At 42.6% G+C, this 18,805-nt stretch carries 18 protein-coding genes; 9 read left to right on the plus strand and 9 right to left on the minus strand.

Going from position 1 to position 18,805, the window contains the following annotated elements; genetic code table 11:
- Position 1: 1 nt before the first annotated feature.
- Positions 2-733, plus strand: coding sequence for a LytR/AlgR family response regulator transcription factor (locus H4K34_RS16200; RefSeq protein ID WP_210758434.1), 732 nt, complete (start codon positions 2-4; stop codon positions 731-733).
- 125 nt (positions 734-858) lie between these two features.
- Positions 859-1,713 carry a hypothetical protein gene (locus H4K34_RS16205; protein ID WP_210758435.1) on the plus strand — a complete coding sequence of 285 codons (855 nt, stop codon included), beginning with the start codon at positions 859-861 and terminating at the stop codon, positions 1,711-1,713.
- Positions 1,714-1,947: 234 nt separating this feature from the next.
- Here H4K34_RS16205 and H4K34_RS16210 read toward each other — a convergent pair whose 3' ends face one another.
- Positions 1,948-4,530, minus strand: coding sequence for an ATP-dependent Clp protease ATP-binding subunit (locus H4K34_RS16210; RefSeq protein ID WP_210758436.1), 2,583 nt, complete (start codon positions 4,528-4,530; stop codon positions 1,948-1,950).
- 229 nt (positions 4,531-4,759) lie between these two features.
- Here H4K34_RS16210 and gyrA point away from each other — a divergent pair, with 229 nt between their 5' ends.
- From gyrA to H4K34_RS16225, 3 genes are all read left to right on the plus strand, one after another.
- Positions 4,760-7,288, plus strand: coding sequence for a DNA gyrase subunit A (gene gyrA, locus H4K34_RS16215; protein ID WP_210758437.1), 2,529 nt, complete (start codon positions 4,760-4,762; stop codon positions 7,286-7,288).
- Positions 7,289-7,361: 73 nt separating this feature from the next.
- A complete protein-coding gene (locus H4K34_RS16220) occupies positions 7,362-9,803 on the plus strand; it encodes a T9SS type B sorting domain-containing protein (protein ID WP_210758438.1) in 2,442 nt (813 codons plus the stop codon).
- Between the two features lie 103 nt (positions 9,804-9,906).
- Complete coding sequence (locus H4K34_RS16225) at positions 9,907-10,617, plus strand: YebC/PmpR family DNA-binding transcriptional regulator (protein ID WP_210758439.1); 711 nt, start codon at positions 9,907-9,909, stop codon at positions 10,615-10,617.
- Positions 10,618-11,061: 444 nt separating this feature from the next.
- Here H4K34_RS16225 and H4K34_RS16230 read toward each other — a convergent pair whose 3' ends face one another.
- From H4K34_RS16230 to H4K34_RS16265, 8 genes are all read right to left on the minus strand, one after another.
- Positions 11,062-11,595: a nuclear transport factor 2 family protein gene (locus H4K34_RS16230; protein ID WP_210758440.1), complete on the minus strand. Its 534-nt coding sequence runs from the start codon at positions 11,593-11,595 to the stop codon at positions 11,062-11,064.
- 18 nt (positions 11,596-11,613) lie between these two features.
- Positions 11,614-12,093 (minus strand): hypothetical protein, encoded by a 480-nt coding sequence (locus tag H4K34_RS16235; RefSeq protein WP_210758441.1) that lies wholly within the window; start codon positions 12,091-12,093, stop codon positions 11,614-11,616.
- A complete protein-coding gene (locus H4K34_RS16240) occupies positions 12,074-12,424 on the minus strand; it encodes an ADP-ribosylation/crystallin J1 (protein ID WP_210758442.1) in 351 nt (116 codons plus the stop codon). Before H4K34_RS16240 ends, H4K34_RS16235 begins: the two co-directional genes overlap by 20 nt.
- Before the next feature lie 40 nt (positions 12,425-12,464).
- Complete coding sequence (locus tag H4K34_RS16245) at positions 12,465-12,866, minus strand: hypothetical protein (RefSeq protein ID WP_210758443.1); 402 nt, start codon at positions 12,864-12,866, stop codon at positions 12,465-12,467.
- Between the two features lie 173 nt (positions 12,867-13,039).
- Positions 13,040-14,314 (minus strand): DUF4272 domain-containing protein, encoded by a 1,275-nt coding sequence (locus H4K34_RS16250; protein ID WP_210758444.1) that lies wholly within the window; start codon positions 14,312-14,314, stop codon positions 13,040-13,042.
- The gene (locus H4K34_RS16255; protein WP_210758445.1) at positions 14,280-14,528 is read right to left on the minus strand and encodes a hypothetical protein; all 249 of its coding nucleotides are present in this window, start codon (positions 14,526-14,528) and stop codon (positions 14,280-14,282) included. Before H4K34_RS16255 ends, H4K34_RS16250 begins: the two co-directional genes overlap by 35 nt.
- A gap of 50 nt (positions 14,529-14,578) precedes the next feature.
- Complete coding sequence (locus H4K34_RS16260) at positions 14,579-15,124, minus strand: hypothetical protein (protein ID WP_210758446.1); 546 nt, start codon at positions 15,122-15,124, stop codon at positions 14,579-14,581.
- A 35-nt stretch (positions 15,125-15,159) separates the two neighbouring features.
- The gene (locus H4K34_RS16265; protein ID WP_210758447.1) at positions 15,160-15,957 is read right to left on the minus strand and encodes a hypothetical protein; all 798 of its coding nucleotides are present in this window, start codon (positions 15,955-15,957) and stop codon (positions 15,160-15,162) included.
- A 189-nt stretch (positions 15,958-16,146) separates the two neighbouring features.
- Between H4K34_RS16265 and H4K34_RS16270 the strand changes: the two genes are divergently transcribed.
- From H4K34_RS16270 to H4K34_RS16285, 4 genes are all read left to right on the plus strand, one after another.
- Positions 16,147-16,524: a hypothetical protein gene (locus H4K34_RS16270; protein WP_210758448.1), complete on the plus strand. Its 378-nt coding sequence runs from the start codon at positions 16,147-16,149 to the stop codon at positions 16,522-16,524.
- Positions 16,525-16,644: 120 nt separating this feature from the next.
- Positions 16,645-17,118, plus strand: a complete 474-nt coding sequence (locus H4K34_RS16275; RefSeq protein ID WP_210758449.1) for a GNAT family N-acetyltransferase — start codon at positions 16,645-16,647, stop codon at positions 17,116-17,118.
- Positions 17,119-17,175: 57 nt separating this feature from the next.
- Complete coding sequence (locus H4K34_RS16280) at positions 17,176-17,979, plus strand: CPBP family intramembrane glutamic endopeptidase (protein WP_210758450.1); 804 nt, start codon at positions 17,176-17,178, stop codon at positions 17,977-17,979.
- A 195-nt stretch (positions 17,980-18,174) separates the two neighbouring features.
- Positions 18,175-18,801, plus strand: a complete 627-nt coding sequence (locus H4K34_RS16285; RefSeq protein ID WP_210758451.1) for a hypothetical protein — start codon at positions 18,175-18,177, stop codon at positions 18,799-18,801.
- Positions 18,802-18,805 lie beyond the last annotated feature (4 nt).

Genomic DNA, 18,805 nt, shown 5'->3' on the forward strand with positions numbered 1-18,805 from the left:
CATGGAGAACCTGAAAATTCTGATAGTTGAAGATGAGCCAATGATTGCAGAGAGTTTGGCAGAGATGCTGGAACTCATGGATCATACTGTTTTAAGTGTTGCCGAAAGTGGCGAAGAAGCGGTGATGCAATTGATGGAACATGAACCGGATTTAATGCTTCTCGATATTCAATTGAGAGGTAAAATGGATGGGGTAGAGTTGGCTCGCCTTATTCGCCAGAAATACCATCTCCCTTTTATCTTCACTACTGCTTATGCGGATGAGGAGACCTTAAATCGCGCCAAGGCTGAAGGTCCTTATGGCTATATCGTAAAGCCCTATGGTGTGAAGGATATAATGGCGGCGATTGAAGTGGCCATGTCTAATTATCGACTCTTTCAGGAAATTCAGGGTAAAGAACCGGTGGCTCCCATGCTGCTGAATGATCATTTATACTTGAAGGTAGATCAACGCCTGGTAAAAATCCGTCAAGGGGATATCGCTTATGCGGAGGCCAAGGGTGATTATGTCTTGATCAAAACCTTGAACGAAAGCTTTATTATCTATTCTACTCTAAAGAAGGTGGTAGACAAATTAGAAGCTCCAAATTTCTTGCAGGTACATCGTAGTTTTTTGGTGAATCTGGATCATATCCAAGATATCGAAGAAACCACCGTAAGCATTATTGGTAAAGTGATTCCGGTGAGTAGAGCCAATCGATCTGAGCTCCTGAGTCGCATCCGTACTTTATAGCAAAACATTCAACGGGAAAAAGATTCCATTCGTCGTGAGCGCCATCCCAACCGACTAATATTCTAATAGGGCGCAAGGTTCCAGGATACTTTAGCAGTATAAAATTACCCCTAAAGATATCTATCATGAACCGTTACGAGCAATTAAAAAGACAAGAGACCCACATCGCGGTCTTGGGCTTAAATGTAGAGGGAATACGTTATGCCCTCAGTTTCTCCAAACGTTTTAAAACTTTGATCTACGATCAGGTGATTCCCGAAGGAGTGCGTTTGCAAGACTTCTTAATCGCCCGTAGTCTGGATATCAATCCTGAGGAGCACAAAATTGAATTGGCGAATCACTCCGGTGATTTACGTGCCGCAGGGGTATTTTATCTCAATGGCCTCAGTACTTCCATCATGGATTGGGCTAGTATAAAAGATTCGGCCACCGAAATTGCTCGCAGCTTGAATGTGGGAGATTGGGTTGTATTTGGCCCTCATATCGATCCCGATTTAGCTGAGGTGGTATTATTAGAAATCCTGGAGCGTAATAGCGGCCTCAAATTGGGCAATGGATTTGAAATCGCATTTCATCCTTTGGTATTGGATCAACATAATTTCTCCAATATGAGTAATGAGATGAAAATGTCCCATAACCTGATTGTAGATGAGGTGGAGCGCATTCTCGATATTAAGAAGAAGAATGAATTTGGCTCCAATCACATCAACTATCAGAATCAAGAATCAGAGTTAAAAAGAATTCAAGATAAAATCAAGGAGCTGTGGATTCCCATGTTGAACGACATGACCCGAGAGACCTTTATGGAGTTTATGCAATTGAGTATGCATAATGGCTTTTTAGATGCTTATGGCCATTTGCGTTTGTCGACGGAAACTCGGGTAAACTGGAGGCGTTTTTTTAAGCTAGTCCTCCAGTTTGGAATCAAATCAGAATTGAGAGGACTATTAATTCAGCAGCAAAATCGTTTGGCAGTGTAGATAGATCATTGTCAAGGGGAGGAAGGAAAACTCCTACGGGAGGATAACCAGAGTTTTGCTCTACTCAATCCAAAACCGGCGCTTGGGGAGGCGCCGGTTTTAAAGAGACGATTCTCCTACTAACCCCCTGTAGGAGATTCCAGGGAAAGGCGGCCTTCGGGTCGTCTTTCTTTTAGATTTTGGTTCATAAAAAAAGGCCGGTTTTTACCGGCCTTTTTGATTTATCTGTAAAGCTTATGCTTCTGCTTCGGAATCTCCTTCCTTCAGGGCTTTGGCTTGCTTTTCAACCTCTACTTGAATTTCAGAATTTTCGCCTTCCGTTTTCAAGCTGATTTTGATGGTATCACCTTCTTCAATTTCCGAATTGATGATTTGCTCTGCTAATGGATCTTCCACGTATTTCTGAATGGCTCTAGCCAATGGGCGAGCGCCAAATTTTTCGTCGAATCCTTTATCAGCGATATATAGCTTCGCTTCTTCGGTCATTTCAATTTGGTAACCCAAATCATTAACGCGAGCATAAAGCTTCCGCAATTCGATATCGATAATCTTAACGATGTTCTCCTTGCTTAAGCTGTTGAAGAGAATCACATCATCAATACGGTTTAAGAACTCAGGGGCAAAGGCACGCTTCAGAGCAGTTTCAATTACTCCTTTTTCGAGATCACCTTTACTTGAGGTCCGAGCCGAAGTTCCAAATCCGACCCCAGTACCAAAGTCTTTCAACTTGCTGGTACCGATATTAGAAGTCATGATGATAATGGTATTCTTAAAGTCAACTTTGCGACCCAGGCTATCAGTCATATGTCCATCATCCAGAGCTTGCAGGAGTAAGTTGAATACATCAGGGTGCGCTTTTTCGATCTCATCGAGCAGCACTACAGAATAGGGCTTGCGACGAACTTTTTCAGTTAACTGACCACCTTCTTCATATCCCACATATCCGGGAGGCGCTCCCACCAGACGAGATACAGCGAATTTCTCCATGTATTCACTCATATCCACCCGCACCAAATTATCTTCACTGTCGAAGAGGGATTTGGCTAATTCTTTCGCCAATTGGGTTTTACCTACACCGGTAGGGCCCAGGAAGATGAAAGAACCAATGGGTTTCCGGGGATCTTTTAAACCCGCACGGTTACGCTGAATGGCTTTTACGATTTTATCTACCGCTTCATCCTGGCCGATAATCTCTTTCTTCATATCGGCACCCATGCTGGAAAGGCGCTTGCTCTCTTGTTGCGCTACTCTTTGTACCGGAATACCGGTCATCATAGCTACCACTTCAGCAACGTTTTCCTCACTTACGGTTTCACGATTTTGTTTCACCTCTTCTTCCCAACGGGCCTGGGCCTCTTGCAATTGGTTTTCGAGGTTTTTCTCATCATCGCGTAAGCGAGCGGCTTCTTCGTATTTCTGTTTTTTTACAACCTGAATCTTTTGATCACGAATGTCTTCCAAACGTTTCTCGAGGTCCATTACCTCCTTAGGAACATGGATAGAAGTGATGTGCACGCGAGATCCAGCCTCATCCAATGCATCAATGGCCTTATCGGGCAAGTGACGATCTGTTACATAACGGGAGGTGAGGGTAACACAGGCTTTCAGGGCCTCTTCGGTATAATTTACATTGTGGTGATCTTCATAGCGATCCTTAATGTTTTTAAGGATTTGCAGGGTTTCTTCAGGATTGGTAGGGTCTACCATTACCTTTTGGAAACGACGCTCTAAGGCACCATCTTTTTCAATATGCTGGCGGTATTCGTCCAGGGTGGTAGCACCAATACATTGGATTTCACCTCGGGCCAAAGCCGGTTTAAACATATTACTGGCATCTAAAGAACCGGTTGCGCCACCAGCACCAACAATGGTATGAAGCTCATCGATGAACAAAATGATATCATCGTTCTTCTCCAATTCATTCATCAGGGCCTTCATGCGCTCCTCAAACTGTCCGCGGTATTTGGTACCGGCCACTAAAGAGGCTAAATCTAGAGAAACCACGCGCTTATCAAAAAGAACACGAGAAACCTTCCGCTTAATGATGCGTAGGGCCAGACCCTCTGCAATTGCTGATTTACCCACACCGGGATCACCAATAAGCAGGGGATTGTTCTTTTTACGACGGGAAAGGATTTGCGATACCCGTTCAATTTCTTTTTCCCGGCCAACTACCGGATCCAGTTTGCCTTCTTCGGCCATTTTGGTGAGATCGCGTCCAAAATTGTCTAGAACCGGAGTTTTAGTTTTGCCTTCGCTTTTGGCTTTGGATGGTCCACTGCCAAAACGACCGCCTTCGCCACCGGAGCCCGCGAATTCGTCATCCTCATCGCGATAAGGGCTCTCGCTGCGTGGGCTTTTATCTTGATCCCATTCGCTGTCGAACATAGATTGGTATTCTACTTTCACACTATCGTAGTCAATATCATATTTCCGCAGGATACGCGCTACGGGATCATCGTCGTTCCGTAAAATACAGAGTAACAAATGACTGGTGCGTATGGTGCTGGAACCAAAGAGCTTGGCTTCGAGGAAAGTTGTTTTCAGGGCCTTTTCCGCTTGACGGGTTAAAGGCAAATGTTTCTTCGTGCTTACCTGACCGGATACATTGGGAGCGCTAATCGCTTCGATTTGACGACGGAACGCGGCCACATCCACACCGAGATCTTCTAATATCTTAATAGCAGAGCCTTCGCCTTCGCGAATCAAGCCCAGCATTAAATGTTCGGTGCCAATATAGTCGTGCCCCAAGCGGATCGCTTCTTCCTTACTGTAACTGATCACGTCTTTTACACGGGGGGAAAAATTCTCGTCCATAATTTATTCTCAGGAAAATTCTGTTTTGGGAAGGTACTAAGATTATGCCATTAGCAGACCCTCCCATCAAAAGTACTTTATTGGCAATAGGGGCACTCAATAATATAGAGGTTTTATCAACAGTAATGAGTCGAAATTGTGAGTAAAATTAGGTCTTACAGGGCTGGAGAGCCCTTCGCATAAGGTTATATTTGACTTTTGCATAATCTACATTTAAAGTACTGACAGTATGGCTGCAGATGAGCGTATAATTCCGATCAATATTGAGGAGGAAATGAAAACCTCCTACATCGATTATTCGATGTCAGTGATCGTTTCCCGTGCCCTGCCGGATGTCCGAGATGGCTTGAAGCCTGTACACCGCCGGGTACTTTTTGGTATGTATGAACTCGGAGTTCTCTCCAATCGATCGTATAAAAAGTCCGCAAGAATTGTGGGTGAGGTCTTAGGTAAGTTTCACCCTCACGGCGATTCTTCGGTGTATGACACAATGGTGCGGATGGCCCAGCCCTGGAGCCTCCGGTACATGTTGGTAGATGGCCAAGGTAACTTTGGTTCTATTGATGGTGACCCGCCCGCGGCCATGCGTTATACCGAAGCGCGTTTGCGTAAAATCTCCGAGGAGATGTTGGCCGATATCGACAAAGAAACGGTTGATACCCAGCTGAACTTCGATGATACCATTTCTGAGCCCACCGTATTACCTACCCGTATTCCGGGCTTGTTGGTAAATGGTGCCTCTGGTATTGCGGTGGGTATGGCTACCAATATGCCTCCGCATAACTTAACCGAGTCTATTAATGCTATTAATGCCTATATCGACAATCGCGAGATTACGATTGAGGAATTAATGCAGCAGCATATCACCGCCCCAGATTTCCCAACCGGAGGTATTATCTACGGATACGACGGGGTTAAGGAAGCCTTCGAAACGGGTCGCGGTAGAATCGTTTTACGCGGTCGTGCCGAGATTATGGAGGTGAAGGGCCGTGAGGCGATTATCGTTACCGAGATTCCCTATATGGTGAATAAGGCGGAAATGATTAAGAAAACCGCCGATCTGGTAAATGATAAAAAGATTGAGGGTATTGCCGATATAAAGGATGAGAGCGACCGTAAAGGGATGCGCATCGTTTATTATCTCAAGCGCGATGCAGTGCCAAATGTGGTGCTCAACATGCTTTACAAATACACTCAATTACAATCGAGTTTCTCCGTAAACAATATTGCTTTGGTGGGCGGTCGTCCGGTTCAATTGAACTTGAAGGACATGATTCACCACTTCGTAGATCACCGTATTGATGTGGTGATTCGTCGTACGCATTACGAACTACGTAAAGCCGAAGAAAGAGCTCATATCCTCGAAGGTCTGATCATTGCCAGCGATAATATCGATGAGGTAATCCAGATCATTCGTTCTTCTGCCAGTCCTGATGAGGCCCGCGATCGCTTAGAAAAGCGTTTCGAGCTGTCCGAAATTCAGGCTCGTGCCATTGTGGATATGCGTTTACGTCAGTTAACCGGACTGGAGCAAGATAAACTACGCTCTGAGTACGAAGAACTGATGAAGACCATCGAATTCTTGAAGCGTATCCTTAATGAAGAGGATTTACGAATGAGCATTATTAAAGAAGAACTGGAAGAGATTCGTGAGAAGTATGGTGATGAGCGCCGTACCGACATCGACTATGCCGGTGGTTCTTTAAGTATTGAAGATATGATTCCTGATGAGGAGGTGGTAATTACCATTTCGCATGCGGGCTATATTAAGCGTACTTCACTGAGTGAATACCGCAAGCAAGGTCGCGGTGGCGTAGGTCAGAAAGGGGTGAACACCCGGGATCAGGATTTTATTGAGCATGTATTTGTAGCTACCAACCACAATTACTTACTGTTCTTTACGGAGTGGGGTCGTTGTTTTTGGCTGCGCGTATATGAGGTGCCCGAAGGCAGCAAAGCCAGTAAGGGTCGTGCCATCCAAAACCTGATCAATATCCCTCAGGATGATAAATTACGCGCCTTTATTAATACCAAGGACTTACGTGATGAGGAATATGTAAACTCCAATTACATTGTGATGGTTACTCAGAAAGGGGTGATCAAGAAAACCACTTTGGAGGCTTATTCTCGTCCACGTTCCAACGGTATTAATGCCATTACCGTTCGTGAAGGTGATATGCTTTTAGAAGCCAAATTAACCACCGGAAACGACGATATCTTAATGGCCGTGCGCAGTGGTAAAGCGATTCGTTTTAATGAAAATGCCGTTCGTGCTATGGGGCGTAATGCCAGTGGGGTACGCGGGGTAAGCTTGGCCAACGATACTGATGAAGTGGTAGGTATGGTTACCATTCCTGAGGAATTACAAGAAGCGACTTCCATCTTGGTAGTGTCTGAACATGGTTATGGAAAACGTAGCCAGTTGGATGATTACCGCATCACTAACCGTGGTGGTAAAGGGGTGAAAACCATTACTGTAAGCGAGAAAACTGGGGATCTGGTGGCGATTAAAGCCGTTAGTGACGAAGATGATTTAATGGTGATCAATAAGAGCGGTATTATGATTCGCATCGGAGTTTCCGATCTGCGCGTAATGGGCCGTGCTACCCAGGGGGTACGATTGATTAACCTCAAGAAAAATGATACCATTGCTTCCGTTGCTAAGGTTCCGGCCGGCGACGAAGAAGAAGATGTTGAATTTGATGAGAATGCAGGCGAAGCACCGGAAACTAACGGTGAAGCTCCGGCAGAAGATTAAGTTCTAATCGATAGAATAAAGCCTCCCTCTTAAGGGAGGTTTTTTTTTAGCTTTGCTCCATAACTCTGCATGCATGAACGGTAATCGATTGATTTACCTCTTAGTCCTATTTCTCTGTGCTGGAGGCCTAATGGCTCAAACGTCCATTTCAGGTACCATTAACTCTTACGATAAGCTCATCACCCATGGACAGGTGTCTTGCGGAGATTCTGTGGTAACGGCCGGTTTAATGAATTACAATGTGGGCGACCTACTGATGTTTTACAATCCGGGGGATGCCAGTTTTGTTACTACCGATAATGTCGGTTTTGGGGATAGTATTAGTCTTAATCATAGTGGTAAATTCAAGTTTGCCTACGTTACTGTTGCCAATACTCCACTTATTCAAGTTGATCGTCCTTTAGGTCCTGATTTTGGCAACTGGTCCATGATTATTAAGGTGCCCGAATTCGGTTTTGTTGAATCTACTGGAACCCTTACTGCACCAGCATACAATAATGGGACCGGCGGTGTATTTGTATTACGTGCCGAACGCTTCAAGTTTACAGCTGATATTGATATGGATGAAAAGGGCTTCAAAGGCGGTTTTTCATCCAGTAATATGGGGGTGGCCTGCGGAACCTTGGGCTATCGCTTTGCTTCTGGAAATAATGGTGGTGCGCCCAAAGGGGAAGGGATAGGACCAATTCCCAGCTCAATGGCTAATGGCCGTGGTCATGCTATTAATGGCGGCGGTGGTGGAAATAATCACAATGCTGGCGGCGGAGGCGGCGGCGGAGGCGGACCCGGTGGTAACGGTGGTGACGAGTGGAGTGGTTGTGCAGGTAATGTAGCCAATGGTGGCATTGGGGGCCAGGCCATGATTACTTCTCACAGTCGCTTTTTCATGGGCGGCGGCGGTGGCTCCGGTCATAATAATGTTTCAGGTTTAAGCTCCGAAGGGGGCAATGGCGGTGGTTTGGTAATGATTATTGCCGATACCTTGGAAGCCAATGGAGGTGAAGTTTTAGCCAATGGCGGAAATGGAAAGTCTATCCTCAATCAAGGAGCTGAAGGAGCCGGTGGCGGCGGTGGCGGAGGTACCTCTGTACTTTCCTTTAAAATGGTGGTGGGGATGATTGTCTCCCGCATTGAAGGGGGAGATGGCGGAAGTATTAATGGTGGTCAAGCCGGCCCAGGTGGTGGCGGTGGTGGCGGTCATTTATGTGTTTCCGATCCGACCATAGCCAATTACAGTGCTGGCCAGGTACAAGGTTTTCAATTTGGAGGCGACCACGGTAGTTTAAATAATGGTAGTGCTTATGGCAGTACCGATGGTACCATGGGTTCTTTTGATATTACTTTAAATATGCCTTTCCCTAGCCCCTTGGGTGGTGGAGGTGCTGGTGCCGGGGCTAATGTTTTAGGTAACGATACTACAATTTGTTCTGTTGATTCAATTTTACTCAGTGCGCCGGCCGGAGCGATGTCAATTTTATGGAGTACCGGCGATACAGTAGCATCCATCTATGCCTCTAATGTGGGCTGGTATTGGCTGCAATATACCCTGGGAGGCTGTTTATTTATAGATAGCATGAATCTTAAACATTTCGCTGGTGGTAGCGGAACTTTCCTCGGGCCGGATCAAACGCTTTGTCAGGGTGGAACTTTAAGCTTGTCAACTTCCATTAACGGAACCTACCTCTGGAGTACCGGCGGAACTACGAATTCCATTACGGTAAGCAGTCCAGGTTGGTATTGGTTGGATATTACTCTCAATGGCGCTCGATGCCCGGTACGGGACTCCATTTTTATTGATGAAGATGATTTTCATACTACCGCTACCGGAGTAGATACCACCATTTGCGCGGGTGATGTATACCAAAGAATATATCCACCTCAATGGTTGGCCTTCTGGCCGGATGGAACCAGTGGTCAACAGTTTAACTTCAGTGCTTCTGGAAATTATCTCATACGCGTTGAAAACGAAAATGGCTGTGAGCGATTTGATACCTTGGAAATTAGCACCTTCGGATTAGATTCAGTTGTGGAGGTTTTCGAAGAAGTCGATACCATTGCCTGTGCTACGGTTGGCTATCCGGTGGATCTTAGCTTTTTAAATGGATCCGTTCTTTGGGATGATGGACGAACCAGTAAGATTCGTACCCTCTTCCAGAATCGTCGTTATATCGTTACTTATGAGGAGGGCTGCTTGTCGACCAAGGACACTTTATACCTGGAGATTATTGACTGTGATACTTGCGGATTTGCCCTACCGGATGCTTTCTCTCCTAATGGCGATGGCTTAAACGATCAATATTTGATTAAATCGGATTGTGAGTTTGAGTATTATCAGCTCTACATTATTGACCGTTGGGGCGAGGTGGTTTTCGAATCACAGTCGGCGCTTGATACCTGGGATGGTACCTTTAAAGGTAAGGACTGCTCGCAAGGGGTGTATATCTACGATTTACGCTATCGATTGCCCTATAAGCAGCAGAAGCGCATCCAGGGATCCCTCTTCCTTAGGCATTAAGATTCTAAATAATCTAGATTAAGCAGCGGTAAATGCAGGCAGGCTTCTGGAATTAAAGCCTAAATGATAAATTTGCCGCCTAATACCGAATAAACAATTTACCATGGGCAGAGCCTTTGAATATCGCAGAGCAGCAAAAGAAAAGAGATGGGGTAAAATGTCGCGACTCTTTCCGCGTTTGGCCAAAGCCATTACGATGGCCGCTAAAGAGGGGGGAGAAGATCCGGATACCAACTCTGCATTGCGTACCGCTATTGCGAATGCCAAGGCGCAAAACATGCCCAAGGACAATATCGATCGCGCCATCAAACGCGCCAGCGGTAATGATGCGGCTACCTATGTTGAAGTAAACTACGAAGGTAAAGGTCCACATGGGGTTTTGGTTTTTGTAGAATGCGCTACCGACAATACCACGCGTACTGTTGCCAATGTGAAGTCTTATTTCAATAAAACTGGTGGCCAGATTGTACCCACCGGATCTTTGGAATTCATGTTCGATCGCAAAGCCGTTTTCGAAATTGCCAAGCCTGAGGATTTTGATGCTGAGGAATGGGAATTGGAATTAATCGACGCAGGTTTGGAAGACATCGAAGATCATGATGAATCGGTGTATATCTACGGTGATTATACCGACTTTGGAACCTTGTCTACAGCCCTAGAAGAAAGAGGTGTAGAAGTGAAGAACGCCAGTCTTAAGCGCTATCCCACCACCGACGTTGAATTCGACGAAGAACAAACTGCCGAAATTGAAAAGCTTTTAGATAAGCTGGACGATGATGATGATGTGCAGGCGGTGTTTACGAATATGGCTTAGGGGAGACATTAGATTTTAGACAATAGAAATTAGAGGGATCTTTCACAAGGAATAGTGTGGGGTGTTTTTAACCGCGAAGAAGCAAAGGGCGCAAAGTTTCGCGAAGCTTCTAAGTCTAAGTCCCTGCCTGCCGGTAGGCGCGGAGTGCAGCGGGCGGTGAGAGAGTAGTTGGTAGTTGGTTAAGACGATAGATATTAGACTATAGACAATAGTATTTAGAGGGATCTCTCACAAGGAATAGCGTTAGTTCTATTTAACCGCAAAGTTGCGAAGAGCGCTAAGTTTCGCAAAGCTTCTCCATACTCCTCCGCGTCCTTTGTTCCTGCCTGCCGGTAGGTAGGTGCGTCCTCTGTTTCTTGAACGCAGCTGGCGGTGGCAACACACAATTGCCTCTGTGCTCCTCTGCGTCCTCTGTTTCTCTAGCGAAGCGGGCGGTGAAACAACCTACTCTTCCCCCTGATGATCAAAGCTTAAAACCCTTTTTAACTTCCACTCTCCATTTTCCAAGATCCAGAGGTGAGTGAAGCGAGCGGTGCTGCTTTTATGGGCCGAGCGGTTTTTCTTCTGTTGGAAAAAGCTATGCCTACCTCTTTGGATAATACCATAGAGTTCTTGGCCATTGTTCCGATACAGCGGAAAGATCTCCGTCGATTTACGATCCAGTTCTCGCCAGGTTCTAAAGCCTATACCCCGCAAATTTTGAATGGACTGTACAAAGGCTGCTTTGGAATCGGTAATGCCATGCTCATCATGGTAAAACTCAAAATCATTGGCCAGAAGTACCGCTACCTGCTGGGTATCGATATGATTGAAACCCACCTTAAAAAGTAGGCTGTCCTTTTCGAGGATTATAGAACTCAGGCTGTCAAGCTGGAATTCTGTACTTCGGGACTCTCGGCTTGAATTGGAAGCCGGATCACTGGTATTGCAAGCTGAAAGTAGAAATAGGCCTAAGAGAGTAGAATAGAGCGTTTTCATAAATAAAGTACAGACCTGTTATTTCTTTAAGGCCTTCAAGTCCATAATTTTCTGGTTTAACATAGACCAAGGTTTACTAAGAAAGAGAAAGTCTTGCTCGGAGCTACCATTTTCTTCTTTAAAATGAATTGTTAGTTTTTCACGCTTCTTGAATGCCATGCTGATATCTTGGTAATCTGCAGTTTTAAGGACCCAGCTATGTTTTCCAAAAAGAAAGGAATAATAGTGAAAGCTTATTTCTTCCTCATCAATACTAAGGTCAATCAGTAACCAATTATAAAACAAACCTTTAACCAGTGGCTCTATCAGTATCCATAAAATAGGTACGACCCATATGGCATTAGGCCATTTATCGGAGATTAGGGCAATGGCGACAACAGCTAGGAATAAGGCCATTCGCAGATAAAGGTCTCTGCGAAATTCTTTGATTAATTCCAGAGAATCCGGATCTACAACGGAATCTTCTTTTAAAGCCGTATTAGTCTGGGAAAAACTCATGAATCACCTTTATCTGACCAACAATATTTTGATTGAATTCCTCTAAATTCTCAGCGGGAACCCAAAGTTCATCATGGATAAAGCCCCCAACATTTTGGACTTCAAATTGGGCTAAATAGTTTGCTTTAACATCAAATTGGGTAACATATCCGGAGCCACTCGCTTTAACATTCCAATCTTTTGCTATCTGACAGGCATATTCCTCATTTAAAACCGGATAAAAAATAGGTTGTTCCGGTAAGCGTGGCGGAAAGGCTTTCCATCCACTTTCTTTAATCAGTTTTAACTCTTTAGGGCCCACAGGTCTGTAGAGAGTTTTGGTGTCTGTCATGTTTAAAATAATAAGGGCCTTAATTTAATAAGATCAAGGATTAATTCAGCCATTGATAGCCGGGTATGCAAATTTGTTGATCCCGAAATTCAAAAAAGACTCCTATCGATTCGAGTTCAGTGATTAAATCTGAATCCTTTGCAAATAAGACTTCCTCAATTTCTAGAAATTCGGTGAAATCGCCACTGTCATCAATAAGGAGGGCGCTGCTTTCCAGTTCTCTAATGAAGCTACAAGCTTTTAAATCAGAACCATTGATTCTTTTCAGTTGAAAGGGTACTTCTCTAAAAGCTAGAATTTCGAATAGGGCATGCCACTTCACATTATTCATTAAGCTAGACTTGGATTTTTGATGGATTAAGTCTTTAGCTTGCTTAATGCGAGCGGCGCGTTTTTCAATATTCAGCTTTGTTTTAAGCTTGGCAGATTTTGAGGTGCTCATAATTAATTTGAGTTTGTTCTTTACCGATCGTTCTCTAAATCCCGCTTAACATAATTGTACAAGGATTATGAATCATGGTTTTATTTACAATATTGATTAAGAACAGATGGCGCATCAGGATCTCCTAATTCTTGGGTTTGCATTTCAATTTTCATTATTTCTGACGCAAATTTTTAGGTAGGGCAGCTAACATCATCCCAATCTTCATCCATAAACTGAATTAACCAATTCAGAGTATAGATTCTTTCATACACTACTCCGGAATTCAATGCCGCTACTTCTTCTCCATTTAAATGAGCATTAACACAAGCCCAATGATAGCGGTAGTACAGATCATTTTGATCCAGAATTTCCTTTTTAGAACGTAGTGCATGCTTTTTTTGAATGAATTCCTTTGGATCTTTTTCAAAGATGAAGGGATAGCTTTGCGGCTCAATTTGGTTTAAATCGACGAGGGTATCGGCGGGACCTAAATCATCAACAATACCTAAGGCCCAACAAAGGGTCCAAATGGCCTCACATTTCCAGGTCATTTGAGTTTTAAGACTCTCTGTAGGATTGTATAAAAATGCATTTTCATTGTCCGTTACAAAGGCTTCTAGCTTATATTTCGCGATCTCCTGAAGGGCTTCTTTGTTGTTAATGTTTCCAAAAGCAACGTAATTGAGTAAAGCTAAAATAACCGTTCGTGCGGCGATTTCTTTCTCATCTCTGACTTGTACTAATTCCTCCGATTCTACATAGGGTAAATGATTAATGTAGGGGATACTGGCCCTGCTAAGCAATTCGATACTCTCTTTCTTACGCCTAATTTGGTCTGGGTATACATCTTCATTAGGAACTGCTTGTTCTTTATCATCATCTTCCTTGAGTAATGAATCATCCGGATAGATTTCAGAATGGCCTTCGCTATTTAGATGAAGTTCGAAATCCGGATTCAGTAATTGAGGAATATTACCGCGCCCCGTAAATTCATTACTCTGACTAAATATTAGGGCTAGCTTTTCTTTGGGTAGATCATCTAATAGAGCCTTTAATTTGGAGGATTTTGAATCTGAGCATAAAACAGCTATTTCGTAAAAAACCGAGTCAATTTTATCCAAAAGGCTCTTTTTAGCTTCTTTAGATTTAGCGGAAATGCCCAATATATAACCGTAAAGACCCTTTAGGTTTTTGGCCATGGCTGAGGTGTCTGCCTTTAGATCCTCCTGAGGATTTCGGTTTCTAAGAGAAAATTGAACCTGCGTTTTTCTTTTTAAGAAGCCACCTTTCTCGGTAAAGGAAATGGCTTTGCCTTCCGATAGGGCTTTTATTTCTATCTCAGGATCCCGAAAATGTTTAGCAATTAGATTAAGAAGATCCTTTTCTAAATCTTGATTAGCATAAAGTGTACAAGGATTATGCATGATGGTTTTATTTACAATATTGTTTAAGAACAGTTGGCGCATTAGGATCGCCTAATTCTTGGGTTTGCAGCAAATCGGCGCATCCTTCTTCCAAATAGCCTAAATCATGACGCGCATATAATAACTGGACTATCGCTTCTTCAAATTTTTCTTCTTCTTCGAGGATCTCGGCTTCGGCATTGTACTCTGCGGAAGTCTTTAAATCACAGGATTGCAGACAGATTAAAAGCAGCAGAGAATAGATCCTGAAATTCATTGTACTTTGAATATTCGATAAATTGTTAATAAAGGTGCTTAAAAGGGATTCTAATCCCAATTAGTTTCTTCCCACTGTTTTGTATTACTGCTATAGCGCTTTTCAATCCATGAACTTGACCAGTAATTCAAATAATAGTATTGATTTACAGTGTCTATATATACTGAGTTTGAGTCATAGCTAAAGTTTATCAGATCCTTTTCCTCCTTACAATAGAGTAAACCTGTTAAGTCTGAGGTGCTTGTAGGTAATCGCCCTTCCTTTTTTTGGAAGGCCTCAATGCGTTCTATCCATTTATGGGCTTGCCATTTCTTCTGTAAGTCAGAACTCTTATATCTGGTAAAAAAGAAAGTTGGGATAATAATGCTTAGTATAATTAATTGTATAAAAACAGCTATAATCTTAAGAAATATATTATTCTTTGATTTTAAGCCACTCAGAATTAAATCAATAAAAAGTCCAATTATTCCTAAGATAAAGGCATAAAGTCCAATGATAACTGCATAAGGGTAGCTAGGATTGCTGAAAAGCCAGTAAAGAAATGAAATCCCACTACATATCAGTAGGAGATTATAAAGGGATTTAAGTTGGGGCATGGTTCTGTTTTACGAAGGATTAATAAGCAATACTACTATTCTGTGCTTTTCACTTTGTTTTTAAGATCGGTTTTCAAATTCTTTAATCTTTTTAGCTCTTTTTGCTTCAGTTCAATAAGGTATTGAATTCTATCTTCCTCTTTTAAATGAGATGTTTCCTGAAACTCTAAGAACTCCTCGGCCTCGGATGAATGCAATTTTTGCTCCTCTTTAAGGAGAAGAAAAAAGGTGTAGATTTTCATTTGAGAATTGTAAGAATAATAAGGGTCCTCTGAATTAAAGATTCTTATCGGCTCGCTAATATTTTTCAGTTGATCGCCTTGTTTTAGTTGCAGCCAAAATCCAGGACAATCAGCACATTTTCTAGTTATAATTAATTGAGAAAAGGCATGTGCCTCTTTAGGGCTAAGGCCTTTCTTCAGCAAACGCTTATATTCTAGGCTATCTAATTCGTAATCCAATTGATTGGTGCGAAGGTCTGTATTAAAAAGAGCGGAGTCATTGAGCAGAAAATAGCTTGGGGCTGATCCGGTATAAGCTATTGGTCCATAACATAGATAGGGACTGATGAAATAGTAAAAATAGTGGCCATCCAGACTATAAATATGACAGCTGGAATTCCAAAATAAATCGGGGAGGCTACTTAGAGTATCTCTTCGACCTAACCAATAACTTGAGAAATGATAGGAGATGCGCAGATCCGAATTTTGGTCGATTTTTTCTTTTATACTGTCATTATATCTCTTGTAGTCAATGCTTTTGAAATAAGTTTTCTGGCCATCAGCCTCAAAGGCTAAAGCTAAAAGCAGTAAAAGGTAAAGGCGAAAAATCATGGGATTTTGGTCTTGGCGGTTTCAAGCTTTAAGAACGGGATTTATATAAGAAAAGCCAAATAGCAGCCCAAGGCGAAAATGCCTAAATTCACTGTTCTGGATGGATGAGATCTTGATGTAAATTGTCAATAAAGGATTGAGTGGAAAGCTGCTTTAATCCTCTTCAGGAAACCTAAAGAATAGAGTATCATGAGTTGGGATATCGTACTTTTTAATTCAGAGGAGAAAATTGTGAAGATAGAAGAGCTGGATGAAAGCAAATTGCTGCCTTGTGATTTTAGTGCTATTCTGGAAGCTTCATTTAATAAAGTGATAAAAGATGACAGGCATCGCAGCATTGAAGGGGAGGGCTATTATATCGACTATTTTGCACATGATGAAGCGGTAAGCAATATGATGCTCAGCTTATATGGTGAAAAGGGACTCTTCGAATTAATAAAGTTGGCCAGAAAGCACAATTGGCAAATATTTGATAGCAGCCTTGGTGTTATGATTGACCTAGAAAAACCAGAAAATAATGGCGATAAGAGGCACCGGAAATATTTATGGCAGATATTAAAGCAATAAAGAAAGGGCCGTAGTTTTTCAAAGCTTTTTTACTAAAATGGGAGCTAGGACTAGCTAAAGCTTTAGCTTCATCTCACATCGAATTTAGTACACTCGACCTATTTTAGTATATTTGACCTAATGTTTTGCGCACCAGAAATTAGTCATTTAGAGTTTACTAAAAGGGCCGAAGATCAGGTCATTCCATATGATCTTTTGCTTTTAGCCGATGAAAGCATCCCAGCGATTAATAGCTACATTCATTTCTGTGAAATATACCGGATAAAGATTTCTGCCGAGATCATAGGGGTATGTGCTATTCAAAGGCTTGACTCAAAATCCCTTGAAATTAAAAACCTGGCGCTAATCGAAGCTTACCGGAATTCGGGCATTGGAGCTTGGTGTATTCAGCAGCTGGAAGCTCATTTTTCCAGCCAATTTCTTTTTGTGGCTACCGGAGATGCATCATTTGCAGCACTGAGATTTTACGAACGAAATGGTTTTAAACGCTCTTCCATCCGCAGGAACTTTTTCCTTGATAATTACGAGCAGGCCATTTTTGAGAATGGTATTCAACTCAAAGATCAAATCCTTTTAAGAAAAAGAGTGTCTTAGTTTATAAGGCCTTTAATTTCAATAAGGTATTAATAATCATCCTTTTATTCTACTAGAATGACCAAACAAAACCAAATCTTCGCCCTTCTAAAATCCATCGCTTTTATCGCTTCTTATTTAATCTTCGGAGCGATACTGGCACAGCTAAAACCTTTCTTTCCACCGCAATATGAGCGCTACGCTCAGGGGCTGGTAGGTACCGCTGGGGTAATGCTTACAGTAGGCTTATTCCTCAAATTGGAGAAGAAGAGCCTCAGGGATTATGGCCTGAATTGGGAGAAAAGCACATTTTCCAAATTCAGTATCGGACTCCTTTTGGGGATAGTTCTGGCAGGGGGAATGTTATTTTCTCAAATTTCCTTTAGTGATTTAGAGCTTGTTTTAAATGATGAAGTTTCGCTTTTTCCATTTTTACTTTGGTCCTTGGCCTTTGTGCCTCTGGCTTTTATGGAAGAGGTGGCCTTTCGATCCTATCCACTTCTAAAACTCAATCAGGCCTTTGGTTTTAGAATCACCCAGATCATCTTGGCGATCTTATTCGCCGTTTACCATATGTTGATGATGTGGACTCCCGAAGCTTCCTTATTAGGTCCCGGGATATGGGCTTTGGCTTATGCATTAGCCGCAGTGCGGTCGGGGGGAATCGCTCTGCCAACTGGATTGCATTTCGGACTTAATTTTGTGCAATCTGTTATTGGCGGGCAAAAAGGAATAGATCCGATTTGGACCCTAGATTATCCTGCAAATGTTTCAGAGTCTGCCATTGAGGCCAATAATCAATTCGGGATCGGTCTTCATATTCTGCTTTTAATTTGCTGCATTATCGCAACGGAAGTTTATGTGCGGAAGCAGAAGGCTTAAGCCTAATGAAGTTCATTAAATTGGCTCTCTAGTAATGCATTTTTAGCCTTAAGAGTGATGGCGGTTCTAAGTTTCGTATTGACATAATTGTTTTCGAGTCTAATTGCTCCATCAGATAGTTCGCAGCTATTCCTTTGGGTCAAGAGTTAGAAATTCAGCTAATCAATACCAATGTCTGCTGTTAAGCTAATTACTTTGAAAAAATACTGGGTGAAAGAAAGAAATCAAATCATAGGCCTTTTGGTGTTAATAGGATTAGGATCATTTCTCACCTATCAATGGGCTCAGTTGAAGTATTCCACTTTTATGTTAAAAACTATCCTCTTAAATGCTTTGGCACTAGTAGGGATTGGGTTTTGGATTTGGTCTACAATCAAGGGATTGAGCAACTATAAAAGGACCAGACTGAAATCACATTTGATAGCTCCGTTCATAGGTCTTTTCTTCATCCTTCTAATCGTTGGAATTAATGAGAGCATTGAAGCGGAGTTCGATAAGCCGACCTTAATTCGGGCCTATTATGATGGAGATTATAATGGTGTGCATATTGACTTTAAAACTGATGGGACCTATATAGTAGATGCGCATGCCATTGGATTAAGCGAATTCAAGTATGGAGAGTACAAACAAGATGGAAATCGCATGATCTTGAATGGCGAGGAGAAGGATCGGTCCCTCGAATCCGATTTATTGGAGATCAGAGATATTGCAGAGGGGGAAGGGGATCAACTGGAAGGAGCTTATATTTTTCAAATAGACTCGAAGGGGGAGGAGCTAGATCAAGCAATTCGTTTTAGAATAGTAGAAGACAATAGGAAATGAAATT

The organism is Croceimicrobium hydrocarbonivorans, assembly GCF_014524565.1.
Taxonomy (GTDB): Bacteria; Bacteroidota; Bacteroidia; order Flavobacteriales; family Schleiferiaceae; genus Croceimicrobium; species Croceimicrobium hydrocarbonivorans.

What these genes read in the sequence shown, in the direction of transcription:
- H4K34_RS16230 (WP_210758440.1), bottom strand. Translation starts at nt 11,595, where the DNA reads ATGAAAACGCTCTATTCTACTCTCTTAGGCCTATTTCTACTTTCAGCT.
- H4K34_RS16200 (WP_210758434.1), top strand. Translation starts at nt 2, where the DNA reads ATGGAGAACCTGAAAATTCTGATAGTTGAAGATGAGCCAATGATTGCA.
- H4K34_RS16240 (WP_210758442.1), bottom strand. Translation starts at nt 12,424, where the DNA reads ATGACAGACACCAAAACTCTCTACAGACCTGTGGGCCCTAAAGAGTTA.
- H4K34_RS16260 (WP_210758446.1), bottom strand. Translation starts at nt 15,124, where the DNA reads ATGCCCCAACTTAAATCCCTTTATAATCTCCTACTGATATGTAGTGGG.
- H4K34_RS16210 (WP_210758436.1), bottom strand. Translation starts at nt 4,530, where the DNA reads ATGGACGAGAATTTTTCCCCCCGTGTAAAAGACGTGATCAGTTACAGT.
- H4K34_RS16235 (WP_210758441.1), bottom strand. Translation starts at nt 12,093, where the DNA reads ATGAGTTTTTCCCAGACTAATACGGCTTTAAAAGAAGATTCCGTTGTA.
- gyrA (WP_210758437.1), top strand. Translation starts at nt 4,760, where the DNA reads ATGGCTGCAGATGAGCGTATAATTCCGATCAATATTGAGGAGGAAATG.
- H4K34_RS16220 (WP_210758438.1), top strand. Translation starts at nt 7,362, where the DNA reads ATGAACGGTAATCGATTGATTTACCTCTTAGTCCTATTTCTCTGTGCT.
- H4K34_RS16265 (WP_210758447.1), bottom strand. Translation starts at nt 15,957, where the DNA reads ATGATTTTTCGCCTTTACCTTTTACTGCTTTTAGCTTTAGCCTTTGAG.
- H4K34_RS16245 (WP_210758443.1), bottom strand. Translation starts at nt 12,866, where the DNA reads ATGAGCACCTCAAAATCTGCCAAGCTTAAAACAAAGCTGAATATTGAA.
- H4K34_RS16205 (WP_210758435.1), top strand. Translation starts at nt 859, where the DNA reads ATGAACCGTTACGAGCAATTAAAAAGACAAGAGACCCACATCGCGGTC.
- H4K34_RS16280 (WP_210758450.1), top strand. Translation starts at nt 17,176, where the DNA reads ATGACCAAACAAAACCAAATCTTCGCCCTTCTAAAATCCATCGCTTTT.
- H4K34_RS16270 (WP_210758448.1), top strand. Translation starts at nt 16,147, where the DNA reads ATGAGTTGGGATATCGTACTTTTTAATTCAGAGGAGAAAATTGTGAAG.
- H4K34_RS16225 (WP_210758439.1), top strand. Translation starts at nt 9,907, where the DNA reads ATGGGCAGAGCCTTTGAATATCGCAGAGCAGCAAAAGAAAAGAGATGG.
- H4K34_RS16255 (WP_210758445.1), bottom strand. Translation starts at nt 14,528, where the DNA reads ATGAATTTCAGGATCTATTCTCTGCTGCTTTTAATCTGTCTGCAATCC.
- H4K34_RS16250 (WP_210758444.1), bottom strand. Translation starts at nt 14,314, where the DNA reads ATGCGCCAACTGTTCTTAAACAATATTGTAAATAAAACCATCATGCAT.
- H4K34_RS16275 (WP_210758449.1), top strand. Translation starts at nt 16,645, where the DNA reads ATGTTTTGCGCACCAGAAATTAGTCATTTAGAGTTTACTAAAAGGGCC.